The 14,812-nt window shown below is 72.1% G+C and carries 12 protein-coding genes; 1 reads left to right on the top strand and 11 read right to left on the bottom strand.

Features of this window, described 5'->3' with window-relative positions; translation table 11 throughout:
• Nucleotides 1–15: 15 nt before the first annotated feature.
• From ACZ4XX_RS06490 to ACZ4XX_RS06440, 11 genes are all read right to left on the bottom strand, one after another.
• The gene (locus tag ACZ4XX_RS06490; RefSeq protein WP_468506825.1) at nucleotides 16–1,557 is read right to left on the bottom strand and encodes a hypothetical protein; all 1,542 of its coding nucleotides are present in this window, start codon (nucleotides 1,555–1,557) and stop codon (nucleotides 16–18) included.
• Nucleotides 1,558–1,601: 44 nt separating this feature from the next.
• Entirely contained in the window at nucleotides 1,602–2,078 is a 477-nt protein-coding gene (locus ACZ4XX_RS06485) for a hypothetical protein (protein ID WP_468506824.1), read from the bottom strand.
• A gap of 119 nt (nucleotides 2,079–2,197) precedes the next feature.
• Nucleotides 2,198–4,522, bottom strand: a complete 2,325-nt coding sequence (locus tag ACZ4XX_RS06480; protein WP_468506823.1) for a xanthine dehydrogenase family protein molybdopterin-binding subunit — start codon at nucleotides 4,520–4,522, stop codon at nucleotides 2,198–2,200.
• Nucleotides 4,519–6,006 carry a (2Fe-2S)-binding protein gene (locus ACZ4XX_RS06475; protein WP_468506822.1) on the bottom strand — a complete coding sequence of 496 codons (1,488 nt, stop codon included), beginning with the start codon at nucleotides 6,004–6,006 and terminating at the stop codon, nucleotides 4,519–4,521. The genes ACZ4XX_RS06480 and ACZ4XX_RS06475 overlap by 4 nt, the downstream gene beginning before the upstream one ends.
• Nucleotides 6,003–6,878 (bottom strand): FAD binding domain-containing protein, encoded by an 876-nt coding sequence (locus ACZ4XX_RS06470; protein WP_030324484.1) that lies wholly within the window; start codon nucleotides 6,876–6,878, stop codon nucleotides 6,003–6,005. Before ACZ4XX_RS06470 ends, ACZ4XX_RS06475 begins: the two co-directional genes overlap by 4 nt.
• 225 nt (nucleotides 6,879–7,103) lie before the next feature.
• Nucleotides 7,104–8,768, bottom strand: a complete 1,665-nt coding sequence (locus ACZ4XX_RS06465) for a beta-N-acetylhexosaminidase (RefSeq protein ID WP_468506821.1) — start codon at nucleotides 8,766–8,768, stop codon at nucleotides 7,104–7,106.
• Between the two features lie 5 nt (nucleotides 8,769–8,773).
• Nucleotides 8,774–9,622: a carbohydrate ABC transporter permease gene (locus ACZ4XX_RS06460; RefSeq protein WP_468506820.1), complete on the bottom strand. Its 849-nt coding sequence runs from the start codon at nucleotides 9,620–9,622 to the stop codon at nucleotides 8,774–8,776.
• Nucleotides 9,619–10,581, bottom strand: a complete 963-nt coding sequence (locus ACZ4XX_RS06455) for a carbohydrate ABC transporter permease (protein ID WP_468506819.1) — start codon at nucleotides 10,579–10,581, stop codon at nucleotides 9,619–9,621. Before ACZ4XX_RS06455 ends, ACZ4XX_RS06460 begins: the two co-directional genes overlap by 4 nt.
• 5 nt (nucleotides 10,582–10,586) lie before the next feature.
• Nucleotides 10,587–11,942, bottom strand: a complete 1,356-nt coding sequence (locus tag ACZ4XX_RS06450; protein WP_468506818.1) for an extracellular solute-binding protein — start codon at nucleotides 11,940–11,942, stop codon at nucleotides 10,587–10,589.
• Nucleotides 11,943–12,190: 248 nt separating this feature from the next.
• On the bottom strand, nucleotides 12,191–12,478 hold the full coding sequence (locus ACZ4XX_RS06445) for a DUF3039 domain-containing protein (protein ID WP_024761666.1): 288 nt from the start codon (nucleotides 12,476–12,478) through the stop codon (nucleotides 12,191–12,193).
• A 30-nt stretch (nucleotides 12,479–12,508) separates the two neighbouring features.
• Nucleotides 12,509–13,069 carry a YqgE/AlgH family protein gene (locus ACZ4XX_RS06440; RefSeq protein ID WP_030324470.1) on the bottom strand — a complete coding sequence of 187 codons (561 nt, stop codon included), beginning with the start codon at nucleotides 13,067–13,069 and terminating at the stop codon, nucleotides 12,509–12,511.
• Nucleotides 13,070–13,359: 290 nt separating this feature from the next.
• Here ACZ4XX_RS06440 and murA point away from each other — a divergent pair, with 290 nt between their 5' ends.
• On the top strand, nucleotides 13,360–14,706 hold the full coding sequence (gene murA, locus ACZ4XX_RS06435) for a UDP-N-acetylglucosamine 1-carboxyvinyltransferase (RefSeq protein WP_073913346.1): 1,347 nt from the start codon (nucleotides 13,360–13,362) through the stop codon (nucleotides 14,704–14,706).
• The last annotated feature ends 106 nt before the right edge of the window (nucleotides 14,707–14,812 follow it).

Below are 14,812 nucleotides of genomic sequence, written 5' to 3'. Positions count from 1 at the left end.
GCTTCCTCGCGCTGATCAGTCGATGACGGGCGGCGCCACGCGGCGCCCCTGCTGCCAGGTCTCTTCGTCCTCGACCAGGTAGTCGGGACGCTCTCCGTTCGTCTCCTCGCGGTCGCCGGGCTTCTGCGTGGAGCCTCCGCGCACGAGGCCGGAGCCGCCGGGCGTGAAGGGACGCGCGCCGCCGCCGGTGGCACTGGCGCGCTGCGCCTTGCCGCCGACGGTTCCGCCGGTCTCGCCGGCGAGACGGCGTCCGCCGGTGATGCCGTTCTGACCGGCACCCATGCCGCCGCCCATCGGGCCGCCCATGCCGCCGCCCATGGGCGCGCGGCCCATGCCCGTGCCGTTGCGGCCGCCGGGCTCGGTGCCGATGACGGTGCTGCGCGGGAGTCCGGTCTGGGGACGTCCGTTGGTGTGGGGCACGGCCTTGCCGCCGCTGATGCCCTCGCGGGTACCGCCCATGGGCCCGGGGCCGGTCGGCAGTCCGCGCGGGCCGGTGCTGGTCATCGGGTTGCGCGTGCCGCCGGTGACGGGACCGGTGGGAGGCAGCGTTCCCGGGCCGCCCTTCGACGTGACCGGGGGCAGGCCGGTCGTGGGCACGAACGGAGGCGCGCTGCCGTCCGGCTTCGTGATCGGGGGCGGCGTGCCCGGGGTCTGCGTCGTGGGTCCCGGCAGTGTGGTCGGCGGCGTCTTGGTGTCGACGCTGTCGATGCCGAGGTCCACGGGCACGTCGGGTCGGACGTCGGGGCGCGTGACGTGCGGGGGCTGCGTGGGCCTGGTCGGGTCGTCAGTGGGCTGGACGACGTTCGTGTCGGGGGTGCCGGTCCGGGTGTCCTGCTGCTGCGGACGCGCGATGTGCGTCGTTCCGGTGTTCGTCGCGGTGGAGCGGTCGCTCTGCGGGGACGATCCGACGCCGGTCTCGCCACGCCGGACATCGTCCTGCGCCGGCACGAACTCCCCCGGCGGCGGCGGGAACGTCGGCGGTTGGACGTTCGTCATCTGGAAGCTCGACCACTGGTACGTGGACGAGAGCTTCTTCATCTCGTCCGCCGCCGCCTGCTTGTTCGCCCTCTCCTTGTCCAGAATGGCCTGGAGGTCCTCGCTGGCGGACATCGAGCTCTGGGCGTTCCGGGCGACCGTCGCCGAGTCGGGGTCGTTGCGGTACTTCTGTGCCGCTTCCAGGTTCGCCTTGGCCGACTCGTGGGAGGTGTAGCGCGGCGTGGCGCTCTTGGCGCTGGCGATGGCCTGTGCCGTGCGGTGCATCCACTCGGCCGAGTGGGAGCTGTAGTCGCCGAGCGAGCGCGTCGAGCTCACCACGCTCTCAGCCCATTCGGTGAACGCCTTCTCCGCCTCGCCCTTCCAGTCGACCCGGCCGGTCCGGTTCTTGAGCTGGTCGGCGATCTTGTGCAGCTGCTCGGCCGCTTCCTTCAAGCGGTCGCCCGCGAGCCTCACACCCGGCTCGCTGGCTTCGTCCAGCCAGTCCAGCATCTGCTGGTGCGTCATGGACTGGAAGTCGGTGGTGCCGCCTCCGCCGCCTCCGCCTTCGTGTGCACGACTCATCTTTCGCCTCTTCCCCGTGTCCCCTGTGATCTGTCCGCGCCGCCCTACTTGAAGGGGCTGTCGCTCTCGGTGCCCTGGCTGCCCTGGCCTTCCGGAACACGACCTGCTTCACGGTCGGCCGTCGCCTTGGCGTCCTCGGTCCGCTGATGGATGCGGATCATCTTCTGCTTGATGTCGTCGTCCATCTGCTCGAAGCCGTCCTTGGACGCGACGACCGCGATACCGAGGCCCTCCAGGCAGTCCTGCAACAGGCCGGAGAGGTCCGTCAGCTGCTTGAGGACGGTCGTGTACGACGTGTGGACGCCGTGCGCCTCGCTCCAGGACGCGCCGCCTCCGCCGAACTGGGCGCGCACCATCGGCTCGGCGTTCAACTTGCCCTTGTCGGCTGCCGAGGAGGTGAGCGTGTCGATCAGACCGTCGATGCTCGCCTTGAACTCGGTCATCGTCTCGGTGTTGTAGCGCACCGCATCGGCGCTCATCGCCTGCATTCCGTACCCGCCCCCGTCCGCGTAGGCTTCCATGCCCGCGCTCCTCCCCCGTTGGACAACCCTGCGTGCCCTACAAAGTCCAGAAGTTCACTGTAGCCAGGAAGGACGACACCGCGCACCTCCGGGTTGCACAAGCAACGGACATCACAGAGTTACGAATTGGGCACGGCCACCGCTGCCTGGGGGCGGATCGGGAGGCGGTTGACCGGGCGGCCCGTCGCCGCGCGCACCGCTGAGGCCACTGCGGCGGGTGAGGTGACGACCGGGATCGCGCTCGCCGCCTTCGCACCGAACGGCGCGACGACGTCCCGCTCTTCGACGAGTTTCACGATGCGAATGTCCGGGGCGTCCAGGGATGTCGGGAGTGCGTACCCGGTGAAGTCCGGGTGCCTGACGATGCCCCGGGCGGTGCGGAGGTTCTCCGTGAGGGCCGCGCCGACGCCCTGCGTGACGCCCGCCTCGATGCGGGTCGCGAGCTGGGCCGGGTTGAGGATGCGGCCGACGTCCTGGGCGACGGCCATCTCCACGACGCGTACGGCGCCGAGTTCGATGTCCACGTCGACCACCGCGCGGATCGCGCAGAACGCGAGGCCGACGAACGCGTCGCCCTGGCCCGCCTCGTCGAGCGGCTCCGTCGGGTGCGGGCGGCACTGGGCGGTGGCCCAGAGTTCCTTGCCGTCCATCGCCTCCGTGACGGTCGTCGACAGCACCCCGTCGTACGAGGTGATCTTGCCGTCGGTGATCTGGAGGAGCTCCGTCGACATGCCGAACTGGTGGGCCAACGGCTGGAGAAGCTGGGTGCGGACCATCTTCGCGGCCCGCTCCACGGCCCCGCCGGAGACCCAGGTGTGGCGGCCGTGGGCCGCGGGTCCCGCCGGCGGCTGGTCGGTGTCCACCGGAGCCACGTGGACCTCGTCGATGCCGAGCGTGTCCTGCACGATCTGGCGGGCGAGCGTCGAGAAGCCCGAACCGGTGTCCACGGCCGAGCAGATGACGGTCGCCACCCCGTCCTGGACCCGCACGGTCGCCGTCGAGACCTCGTCGGTCCCCTCCGCGCCCAGCATGTGCACCATGCCCAGCGCGTAGCCCACGCCCCGTCGCACCGCGCCCGGTTCGCCCGCGCCCTCGGGGCCGCCGGGCAGCAGCCACTCGCCCTCGGGGGTGTCCTTGGGGAGCTGGGGAAGCGGGAAGTCGCGTACGGCGGCGAGGAGTTCGGCCACCGGGGCCGGGCAGGTCACCGTCTGGCCCGTCGGCAGGATGTCGCCGGTCGACATCACGTTCCGCATGCGCAGTTCCGCCGGGTCCACGCCCAGCTTCGCCGCGATCTTGTCCATCTGCGCCTCGTACGCCGCGCACACCTGCATCGCGCCCTCGCCCCGCACATGGCCGGACGGCGGGTTGTTCGTACGGACCGCCCAGCCCTCGACGAAGGCGTGCGGGACGACGTACGGGCCGCAGGCGAAGGCCACGGCCGCCGCGAGGGACTCGGACGAGGAGTCGGCGTACGCGCCCGCGTCGAGCAGGATCTGGGCCTCCACCTTCACCAGGCGTCCCTCCGCGTCCGCGTGGTGGCGGTAGCGCAGCAGGGTGGGGTGCCGGTGGGCGTGGCCGAGGAAGGACTCCTCGCGCGTGGCGGTGAGCTTGACCGGGCAGCCGGTGCGCAGCGCCAGCAGGCCGAGCGGGATCTGGAAGCCCGGGTCCTCGCGGTCGCCGGTGGCGCCGGGGACGCCGGTCACCACCAGCTTGACCTGCTCGGGCGGAAGGCCGAAGCAGGCGGCGGCCAGGTCCCGGTCGGTGTGGGGGTCGGTCGAGGCGGTGTAGAGCTCGACCCCGCCGTCCGGACGCGGTACGGCGAGGCCCGCCTCGGCGCCGATCGGCGCCGGGTCCTGGCGCCCGATCCGGTACAGGCCCTCGACGACGACCTCGCCCGTCACGTCCGGGTCGCCGAAGCGCAGCGGGATGTGCCGGATCAGGTTCCCGTCGGGGTGCAGCGCCTCGGCCGCGAACGCCTTCTCCGGGTCCGTCACCGGGTCGAGGACCTCGTACTCGACGGCGATCGCGGCGGCCGCGAGCCGGGCGGTGTCGGGGTGGTCGGCGGCGACGGCGGCGATCGCCTCGCCGTGGTGCCGGACCAGGTCGGCGGCGAACACGGGCCGGTCGGCGACCCGTCGGCCGTACGTCGCCGCGCCCGGCACGTCCGCGGCCGTCACCACGGCCCGTACGCCCGCCATGGCGGTGGCGGCGCTCGTGTCGACGGAGACGATGCGCGCGTGCGGGTGCGGGGAGCGCAGGATCGCGGCCCAGAGCAGCCCCTCGGCCCACAGGTCGGAGGCGTACGGGAAGGTGCCCTCGGTCTTCGCCCTCGCCTCGGCCTGCGGAAGCGAGGTGCCGAGGCCGTGCGCGGCCGGCTCCTGGCCCAGGGTCCCGGGGGTGTCCAGGACCGGGATCGTGGGAACGGCGGTGATCGCGTCGCTCACGCCATGCCTCCGTCGTGCGGGTGGGGGATCTGGTGCGGGACCCGGGTCTCGTCGGAGGCCTCGGACGCGGTGGCCGCGGCGCTCGCCTCGCGCTCGGACACGACGTCCCGTACGGCTTCGAGGATGCCCCGGTAGCCGGAGCAGCGGCACAGGTTGCCCGCGAGCGCCTGGCGGGTCTCGAGTTCGGTGGGGGCGTGGTTGCCCTCGAGGAGGTCATGCACGGTCATGCACATGCCGGGGATGCAGAAGCCGCACTGGACGGTGCCGCACGCGGCCATGGCCCGCTGCACGTCCGACGGCTCCCCGTCGACCGCGAGGCCCTCGACCGTCCGCACCTCGCTGCCGGCGGCGGTCGCCGCGGGGACCAGGCAGGAGGCGACGAGCCGGCCGTCGACCTGCACGTTGCACGCGCCGCACTCGCCCTGCGAGCAGCCGTCCTTCGCCCCGGCGAGGCCGAGGCGCTCGCGCAGGACGTAGAGCAGCGACTCGCCGATCCAGGAGCCGGTGACGGGCCGGTCGGCGCCGTTGACCCGGAGGGTGTACGAGGTGTGGGGGTGTTCGTCGCTGTCGGTGGAGGCGGCGAGGCTCGCGCCGGACGTGGCGGGTGCGGTGGGGGCGGGGATCGCCGCGGCGGACTCGGGGGCGGCGTCCGCCTCCGGCGTCCGGCCGGACGGGTCGGCCGTGTCCGGCTCGCCGTCCGTCTCCCGCGCCTCGGCCTCGGCCGACGGGGGCTCCGCGCCCTCGCCCGGCTCCTCGGCCGCTGCGCCGTCGGTCTCGGCGGTGTGCGCCACGGCCTCCGCGGCCGGTTCGGTCGCCGGCTCCTCGGGCAGCGCCCACGGGGCCGGGGCGCCGCCCGGCAGGGTCGCCGGGGCCTCCGCGTACGGCCTGACGGCCGAGGCGGCGAAGTCGCCCGACTCCGCGGACCGGCCCGCCTCTTCGGCCACCTCGGACATGTCCGGTACGACCGGAATATCCCACTGCCCCGTGCTGCCGGAGGCGGCGGGCGGCGCCGTCTCCGGCACCTCCGTGAAGCGCCACTCGGACGTCGCGTGCGGGTCCTGCTCGAAGTGCTCGGCGTACTCCGCGTGCCCGGCACGGTCGTCGGCGTAGCCGCCCTGACCGGCCTGGTCGCCGTACCCGCCCCGGCCGTCGGCGTAACCGCCCTGGCCGGCCCGTTCGCCGTAGCCGCCCTGCTCCGCGTACTCCGTGCCGTCGAAGTACTGCGTCTGCTCCGCCTGCGTCGGCAGGTGGACGTTCCACGTGCCCGTCGCCGACGGGTCGGTCACGGCAGGGGTGAGGGGCTGCAGCGGGGTGATCATCGGCGGCACGTAGCCGTGGCCGGGCGCCTCCAGGGGGACGCCGTCCAGCATGAAGTCGGGCGGCAGCTGGACGAACGCGGTGGCGTCCCCGTCGTACCCCTCGCTCTGCGGGATCGGCTCCCAGCCGCCGGAATGCTGCTGCTCACGCTGCTGTTCGTTGCTCACGACAGTGCCCTCCCCAGTGCCCGTCGGGCGAGTGCGGCGACGGTGCGCCGCAGGTGCAGTACGGCCGGGGGCAACACTTCGTCGCCCGGCGGGTCCGGGATGCACGCGGCGGCGACGTACTCGCCGAACGCCGCGAGCGCCTCGGGGGCGAGCCCCCGGTCGTTGTCCCAGTCGACCAGCGAGGCGATCCAGCGCTCGGCCTCCAGCGGCCGCAGCGGCATCGGCGCGACGGCGCCGACCGCGCAGCGCACGCCGCGCCGGGCCGGGTCGAGGACGACGGCGACGGAGGCGGTGGCACGGGCCGGGCCGGTCCGGCCGGTGGCCTTGACGAAGACCTGGGGGGCGTGGAGCAGGGGGACGCGGACGAAGGCGACGAGTTCGCCGGGGGCCAGCAGGTCGCGGCCGGCCAACAGGTGGGAGACGGGGATCTCGCGGCTGCCGAGCGGCCCGAGGACGACCAGGTCGGCCTCAAGGGCGGCGAGGACGGGCAGCGAGTCGCCGGTGGGCGCGGCGGTGACGACGTTGCCGCCGAGGGTGCCCGCGTTGCGGATCTGGGGCGGTCCGGCGGCGCGGGAGGCGGCGGCCAGGGCGGGGATGAGGGCGGCGAAGTCGGGGCGGCCCATGCGCGCGTGGGTGAGGCCCGCGCCGAGCAGTGCGTGGCCGTCCTGGTACTGCCAGCCGCGGATCTCGTTGATGCGGCTCAGGCCGACCAGTCCGGCGGGGCGGAGCTGCCCCTTGTTGACGGCTGCCATCAGGTCGGTGCCACCGGCGACGGGGACGGCGGCCGGCATGGCCGTGAGCGCCGCCACGGCCTCGTCGAGCGAGGCGGGCAGCGTCACGGACTGCGCCGTCTGTGGTGCGTGCGTGGTCAACCCGCTGCCCCTTCCCGGTGTCCCGGTGGTCCCCGAATGTGCCCGGCGGTCGCGCCTGCGTGTGGGCGTACCGTACGTGCTCACAGGCCGGACGTGGCAACTCTGGCACATCTTCCGAGCGGTCCGGCGCGAGGGCCCGCGAAGGACTGTTCCGTCCGGGACGCCCCGTCGAGTGACGGTAACTTCCGTTTCGCCGCTCTTGGGTGAAGGGGGATGTCGGGTCCCTCACACGATCGGGGGCGTCCCCTCCAGTGGGCGTCCCAGGACCCCGGGGCGCTGCTGCCGGGGGTGGGGCCCGGCGGGCGGGCGGTAGTCCACGCCGAGGGCGTCCAGACGCCCGTAGTGGGTGTGCATCCGGTGCTCGAAGGCCGGGTAGTCGCGCGCCTCCGGTGCGGGCAGCGCGGACCAGGCGACCTCGGCGAAGGCGGCGAGGCGCGGGAAGACCTGGTAGTCGACGCGGGACCGGTTCTCCATCACCTCGGTCCAGACGTTGGCCTGGGTTCCCAGGATGTGGGCGGCGGCCTCCGGTGAGAGGCCCGGCGGGACGGGCTCGAAGCGGTAGACGTCCTCCAGGGTGCGGACGTAGCCGATGGGCATCGGTTCGTCCTCGCCCGGTGCCTGACGGTGGTCCAGGTACACCTGCTGCTCGGGGCACATGACGACGTCGTGGCCGGCCTCGGCGGCGGCGATCCCGCCCGCGTACCCCCGCCAGGACGACACGGCGGCGCCGTCGGCGAGGCCGCCCTCCAGGATCTCGTCCCAGCCGATGAGCCGCCGGCCGCGGGCGGCGAGCCAGCGGTCGAAGTGGCGGATGAACCAGGACTGGAGCTCGTCCTCGTCGGCGAGGCCGAGCTCCTCGATGCGGGCCTGGGCGGCCGGGGAGGCCTTCCACTGGTCCTTGGGGCACTCGTCGCCGCCGACGTGGACGAAGGGGGACGTGGCCGCCGGGAAGAGGTCGAGGATCTCCTCGAAGACGCCCTCGTAGAAGCGCAGGACGGTCTCGGTGGGGGCGAGGACGTTGGGGTTGACGCCCCAGGTGTCCCAGACGGTGAGGGCGGCGGTGTCGACGACGTCGGTGTTGCCGAGTTCGGGGTACGCGGAGATCGCGGCCTGCGAGTGGCCGGGGAGGTCGATCTCGGGGACGACGGTGATGTGCCGCTCGGCGGCGTACGCGACGATCTCGCGGATGTCGTCCTGGGTGTAGTACCCGCCGTGCGGGGTGTCGTCCCAGAGCGGCGAGGCGCGGTGGCCCCACTTGCTGCGGGCCCGCCAGGAGCCGACCTCGGTGAGCCGGGGGTGGCGCTTGATCTCGATGCGCCAGCCCTGGTCGTCGGTGAGGTGGAAGTGGAAGACGTTGAGCTTGTGGGCGGCGAGCAGGTCGAGGTAGCGCAGGACGTCGTCCTTGGGCATGAAGTGCCGGGAGACGTCGAGCATCATGCCGCGCCAGCCGAAGCGCGGCCGGTCCTCGACGGTGACGTACGGGAGGTCCCGGGGGCCGCCGCCCACGGGCGCCCTGCGGTACGCCTCGGGGCCGAGCAGCTGGCGGAGGGTCTGGGCGCCCCAGAACACCCCGGCGGGGCCGCCGCCCTCGATGACGACGGCGGCGTCGGGGTCCTCCGTGGTGAGGCGGTAGCCCTCGGGGCCGTACTCCCGCTCCACGTCCTCGCTGACGCGCAGCCGGACCGCGTGCGGGCCGGGGCCGTCGGCGAGCGGCAGGCCGGTGGCGGCGCCGAGGACGGTGCGGAGCCAGCGGGCGGTGGACCCGGTGCCGGGTCCGGCGTCGAGGGTGGTCCGCTCGTCGAGCGGGAAGCGGCCCGGGGAGTCCCCGCGGACCTCCTGGAGGAGCGGTGCCGGGATCAGGTCCGTGCCGGGGTACGGGTCGGTGGTCATTCGCGTCAGTCCTTCACCGCCCCGCCCAGTCCCGAGACCAGGCGGCGCTGTACGAGTACGAAGAAGACGAGGACGGGGACGGTCATCACGGTCGAGCCGGCCATGATGCCTCCCCAGTCGTTCTCGTCGGGCTTGAAGAAGACGAGCAGCGCCATGGGGAGGGTCGACTGCGAGGTGTCGCTGATGATGAACGACTTCGCGAAGAGGAAGTCGTTCCAGGTGGAGATGAACGAGAAGACGCTGGTGGCGACGAGGCCGGGGAAGACCAGTGGGAAGAGGATCTGCCACAGGAACCGCGTGCGGCTCGCCCCGTCGATCTGGGCCTGCTCCTCCAGGGCCTCCGGAACCGCCTTGACGAAGCCCCGCAGCATCCAGATCGCGAACGGCAGCGAGAACGCGATGTGCGGGAGGATCAGCGAGCCGAGGGTGTTGAGCTGGCCGGCGTCCCGCATGAGGAAGAACAACGGGATGGTGAGGGCCTCGACCGGCACCATCTGGGCGACCAGGAACATGATGAGGAGCGTCGTCCGGAACCTGAAGCGGAACCGGGTGACGGCCGTCGCCGCGAGGAAGGCGATCAGGGCGGAGGCGAGGACGACCGTGCCCGCCACGATCAGCGAGTTCAGGAAGTAGCGGCCGAACTCCTGCTGTTCGAAGACCCGCCGGAACGAGTCGAGGGACGGGGAGAGCGTCCACGGCCGGGGCTCGGTGGACTGGATCTCACCGGCGGGCTTGAAGGCCGAGAGGACCATCCAGTACAGCGGGAAGGCGACGGCGGCCGCGACGAGCAGCGTGACGGCCTCGGCGGCCAGGCGTCCGGGGCGGCGGATGCGGAAGGCGGTCGGGGCGCTCAAAGTTCTTCTCCCTGGCGTCGCAGCAGGCGCAGGTAGACCAGGGTCACGGCCAGCAGGATCAGCAGCATGACGACGCCGATCGCCGAGCCCAGGCTGTACTGGGACGAGGCGAAGGCCTTCTGGTAGGCGTACACGTTGAGGACGAGGTTCTGGCCGGCGATGCCGCCGCCGTTCGTCATCACGTAGATCTGGGTGAAGACCTTGAAGTCCCAGATGATCGACTGGATCGTGACGACGACCAGGATCGGCCGGAGCACCGGTGCCATGACCGAGCGCCAGATCCGCCACTGCGAGGCGCCGTCGAGGGCGGCGGCCTCCAGGACCTCGGACGGGATGGCTTTGATGCCGGCGTAGACGGTGACCATCACGAACGGGAAGGAGCACCAGACGACTTCGAGGAGGACGAGGGCGAAGGCGCTGTACCGCCCGTACGTCCAGGAGAAGTCGCCGAGCCCGAGCAGCTTGTTGACGGGGCCGAAGTCGGGGTCGAAGAGGAAGACCCAGACCGTGGAGCCGGTGATCGCGGGCGTGGCCCAGGCGCCGAGCGCGGCCATCATCAGGACGAACCGCGGCAGGGCACGCACGCGCGTGAGGAGTACGGCGAGGGCGCAGCCGACGGCGAGCGTGGTGACGACGCACGCGCCGGCGAAGAGGACGGTGGCGAGGAGGACCTGCCAGAACTGGGGGTCGGCGAAGAGGGTCGTGTAGTTGCCGAAGCCCTTGAAGGAGGTCGGTTCGCCGCCGCTGACCTGGGCCTGGGTGTACTCCAGGAAGGAGATCAGGCCGAGCTGGTAGACGGGGTAGACGAGGAGTCCGCCGAGGACGGCGAGGGCGGGCAGCAGATACAGCCAGGGGGTCCAGGGGCGGTGGCCCCTGGGGCCGCCGCGCCCGGCCGGCCGGGGGGGCGGGGGCGTGGTCGCCCCCGGCCGCTTCTCGGCGACGGTGAGCTGGGTCGTCATGCGGCTCAGCCCGCCGGCGCGAAGGCCGCGTCCATCTTCTTCGCGGCGTCGTCGGCCGCCGCCTTGACGTCCTTACGGCCGCTGACGACCTCCTGGAACATCGTGGGCAGGACGAGGGAGGCGTCGATCTGGCCCCAGCCCGGGGACGCGGGGACGAACCTGGTGCCGGCGCCGAGGGTGTCGATGAAGGGCTTCACGAAGGGCTGCCGTCGGGCGGCGGCGGTCCGGACGTCGGTGTACGTGGGGAGGAAGCCCATCGCGTCGAAGAGCCTGCCCTGGGTCTCCTTGCCGGTGAGGGACTTGAGGAGCTCGACGGCGAGGCTGCGGTGGGAGGTGCTCTTGAGGACGCCGATGTTGTTGCCGCCGGCGAAGGCCGGGGCGATGGAGCCGGGGGTGGTGCCGGGCAGCGGGACGACGGCGTACTTGCCCTTCACGGTGCCGGCCTCGACGGCGGCGTGGCTGAAGTCGCCGCCGATGGCCATGGCGGCCTTGCCGGAGGCGAAGGCGGTGACGGTGGCGTTGCCGCCCATCTGGGCGCACTTGGCGGCGGGGCAGTTGTCGTCGCCGAAGAGCGAGGTGTAGGTGCTGATGCCCTTGCGGGCGGCCTCGCTGTTGATGGCCGACGTGTACGAGTCGCCGTTCTCGGTGGCGAGTTCGCCGCCGGCCGCCCAGACGAAGGGCATGGCGCCGTAGGTGTAGGCGCCGCCGACGGCGATGCCGTACAGCTCGGGCTTCGCCTTGCGGATCTTCTTGGCGGTGGAGACGAGTTCGGCCTGGCTCTTGGGGGCGGTGAGGCCGAGTTCCTCGAACACGTCGGTGCGGTAGTAGAGGGCGCGGAGGCCGACGAACAGCGGGGCGCCGTAGATCTTTCCGCCGACGGTGACGGACTGCCTGGCGGTGGGGTCGGTGTCCTTGGCCTCGTCCCAGGCGCCGAACTCGGTGCTGATGTCGGCGAGTCCGCCGTCCTTGACGTATCCGGCGGTGTCGGTGTTGCCGTACTCGATGAGGTCGGGGGCCGACCCGGGGTCGTTGAAGGCGGCCTTGACGCGCTGGGCGCGGGTCTCGACGGGTATGTACTCGACCTCGACCTTCGCGCCCTGGTGCTTCTTCTCGAAGGCGGCGACGGCCTGCGTGACGACCTGCTCCTTGGGCTTGTTGCTCACCTCCTGGAAGAGCCAGACCCGCAGGGTGCCGGTCTTCTCGTCCGCCGTGGCCTTGCCGTCGGACGTCTGGGGCGCGCAGGCCGTGGCGGTGAGGCCGGCCAGCAGGAGTGCGGCGGCCGCGGCGGTGCCGCGGGCGGTGATGGGGGTCCCCCCTGCTCGAGCGAAGCCGAGAGCTCGGGGGAGGGCAGGAAGCTTCATGACGGATCCCCTCCGGATGCGTGCGTTGCAACATGCGCAATGCGCGTTTCGTTCTGCACAACACGCGTGAGGTTAGGCGCGCCTCCGGTGAGCCGACAAGAGGTCTCGACCACCTCAACCACTCCGTGACCGGCGGATGCATCCTGCGCAACGGCTCCGGGCGCCGGAACACGAAACGGCCCCCGTCACCCGTACCGAAGTACGCGCGACGGGGGCCGCCCCCGACATTCCCGGACGTCAGGACACCTCTACTTGTCCTTGCCGCCCTTGTCCTTGTCGCCACCGCCGGCGCCCATGGACTCGTAGATCTCCTTGCACATCGGACAGACCGGGTACTTCTTGGGGTCGCGCCCCGGCACCCAGACCTTTCCGCACAGCGCCACGACGGGCGTGCCGTCGAGGGCGCTCGCCATGATCTTGTCCTTCTGGACGTAATGGGCGTAGCGCTCGTGGTCGCCGTCACCGTGGGACACCTGCGGCGTCGGCTCGACGAGGGTTCCCGTACCTGCCCCGCGCTCGGGCTCGAGAGTGCTCATAAGGGCCAAGGGTACTGAAAGCCGGGGCCTTCAGTTGAGGGAGGGATCGTCCGGGTACGTCGCGATCATCGCGAGCTCGCCGCGCTGCCTCCGGAGGACCTGCCGCCAGAGCGTCTCCGGCTGCGGAGAGGAGACGTCACCGGGCTCCGACTCGACCACGTACCAGGCTCCGTCGCCGAGCTCGGTCTCCAGCTGGCCGGGGCCCCAGCCCGCGTATCCGGCGAAGATCCGCAGCGAGCCGAGGGCCGGTCCGAGCAGCTCGGGCGGGGTCTCCAGGTCGACCAGTCCGATCGCCCCGTACACCCGGCGCCAGCCGAGCGGCCCCTCGTCGCCGGGGATGACGGCGACGCCGAGCGCGGCGTCGAGGGAGACGGGGCCGCCCTGGAAGACCACCCCGGGTTCGCCGGCGAGGCCCGCCCAGGGGGCGAGGATGTCGCCGACGGTCACCGGTGTCGGCCGGTTGAGGACGACACCGAGCGAGCCCTCGTCGTCGTGGTCGAGCAACAGCACGACCGCGCGGTCGAAATTCGGGTCCGCGAGGGCGGGGGTGGCGACGAGCAGCCGTCCTGTGAGCGAGGACACCTCGGTCATGCGACACATGATCCCGCATCTTCGGCGTTCGCGGGCGGTCTCGGACGGTACGGAAGGGCGCGATGTCCGGAACTCGCCGACCGTCGCAGTTCAGAGGGGACGGGGCGGGCCCGCGGCGGCGCCCGGGCGACACAAGCGGACGGTGACGCTCCGCAAGATCATGGGAACAGAGGGTGTTGTGCCGAATTCATTACATCTGACAGGCCCCCCGAGACACCCAGGAGAGGTCTCATGGACCCTTACCCTTTTCACTGGCCACCCGACCGACCCCACTCCGGAACGCGAGATTCATGACCGGCACAGACAGCCACGATGTACTGCTCGTCCATGGCGGAACCCCGCTGGAGGGCGAGATCCGCGTCCGCGGCGCGAAGAACCTCGTGCCCAAGGCGATGGTCGCCGCGCTGCTCGGCAGCGGCCCCAGCCGCCTGCGCAATGTGCCCGACATCCGTGACGTCCGGGTGGTCCGCGGGCTGCTCCAGCTGCACGGTGTGACGGTCCGTCCGGGCGAGGAGCCCGGCGAGCTCGTCCTCGACCCGACGCACGTCGAGTCGGCGAACGTCGCCGACATCGATGCCCACGCCGGATCGTCCCGCATCCCGATCCTCTTCTGCGGCCCGCTGCTGCACCGCCTCGGCCACGCCTTCATCCCGGGCCTCGGCGGCTGCGACATCGGCGGCCGGCCCATCGACTTCCACTTCGACGTGCTGCGCCAGTTCGGCGCCACCATCGAGAAGCGGGACGACGGGCAGTACCTGGAGGCCCCGCAGCGTCTTCGCGGTTGCAAGATCCGGCTGCCGTACCCCTCGGTCGGTTCGACCGAGCAGGTGCTGCTGACGGCGGTGCTCGCCGAGGGCGTCACCGAGCTGTCGAACGCCGCCGTGGAGCCCGAGATCGAGGACCTCATCTGCGTGCTGCAGAAGATGGGCGCGATCATCTCCATGGACACCGACCGGACCATCCGGATCACCGGTGTCGACCGCCTCGACGGCTACACCCACCGGGCGCTCCCGGACCGCCTGGAGGCGGCCTCCTGGGCGTCCGCGGCGCTCGCGACCGAGGGCAACATCTACGTGCGCGGCGCCCAGCAGCGCTCGATGATGACCTTCCTCAACACCTACCGGAAGGTGGGTGGCGCCTTCGAGATCGACGACGAGGGCATCCGCTTCTGGCACCCGGGCGGCTCGCTCAACGCGATCCACCTGGAGACGGACGTGCACCCCGGCTTCCAGACGGACTGGCAGCAGCCGCTGGTCGTGGCCCTGACGCAGGCCTCCGGCCTCTCCATCGTCCACGAGACGGTGTACGAGTCCCGGCTCGGCTTCACCTCCGCGCTCAACCAGATGGGCGCTCACATCCAGCTGTACCGCGAGTGCCTCGGCGGCTCCGACTGCCGCTTCGGCCAGCGCAACTTCCTGCACTCGGCGGTCGTGTCCGGCCCGACGAAGCTCCAGGGCGCCGATCTGGTCATCCCCGACCTGCGCGGCGGCTTCTCGTACCTGATCGCGGCGCTCGCGGCCCAGGGCACCTCCCGGGTGCACGGCATCGAGCTGATCAACCGCGGCTACGAGAACTTCATGGAGAAGCTCGTCGAGCTCGGCGCCAAGGTCGAACTCCCGGGCAGCGCGCTGGTCTGACCGGCCCGGTCCGACCGGCCGTGGGGGGGGGGGGGGGGGGGGGGGGGGGGGGGGGAGGGGGGGGGGGGGGGAGACACCAGAGGCAGGCCAGGAGGAGACGGGGGAG

This window comes from Streptomyces sp. NPDC029956 (genome assembly GCF_055574655.1).
Note: the sequence above shows the minus strand (reverse complement) of the source record. Positions and strands in the feature narration are given on the sequence as shown.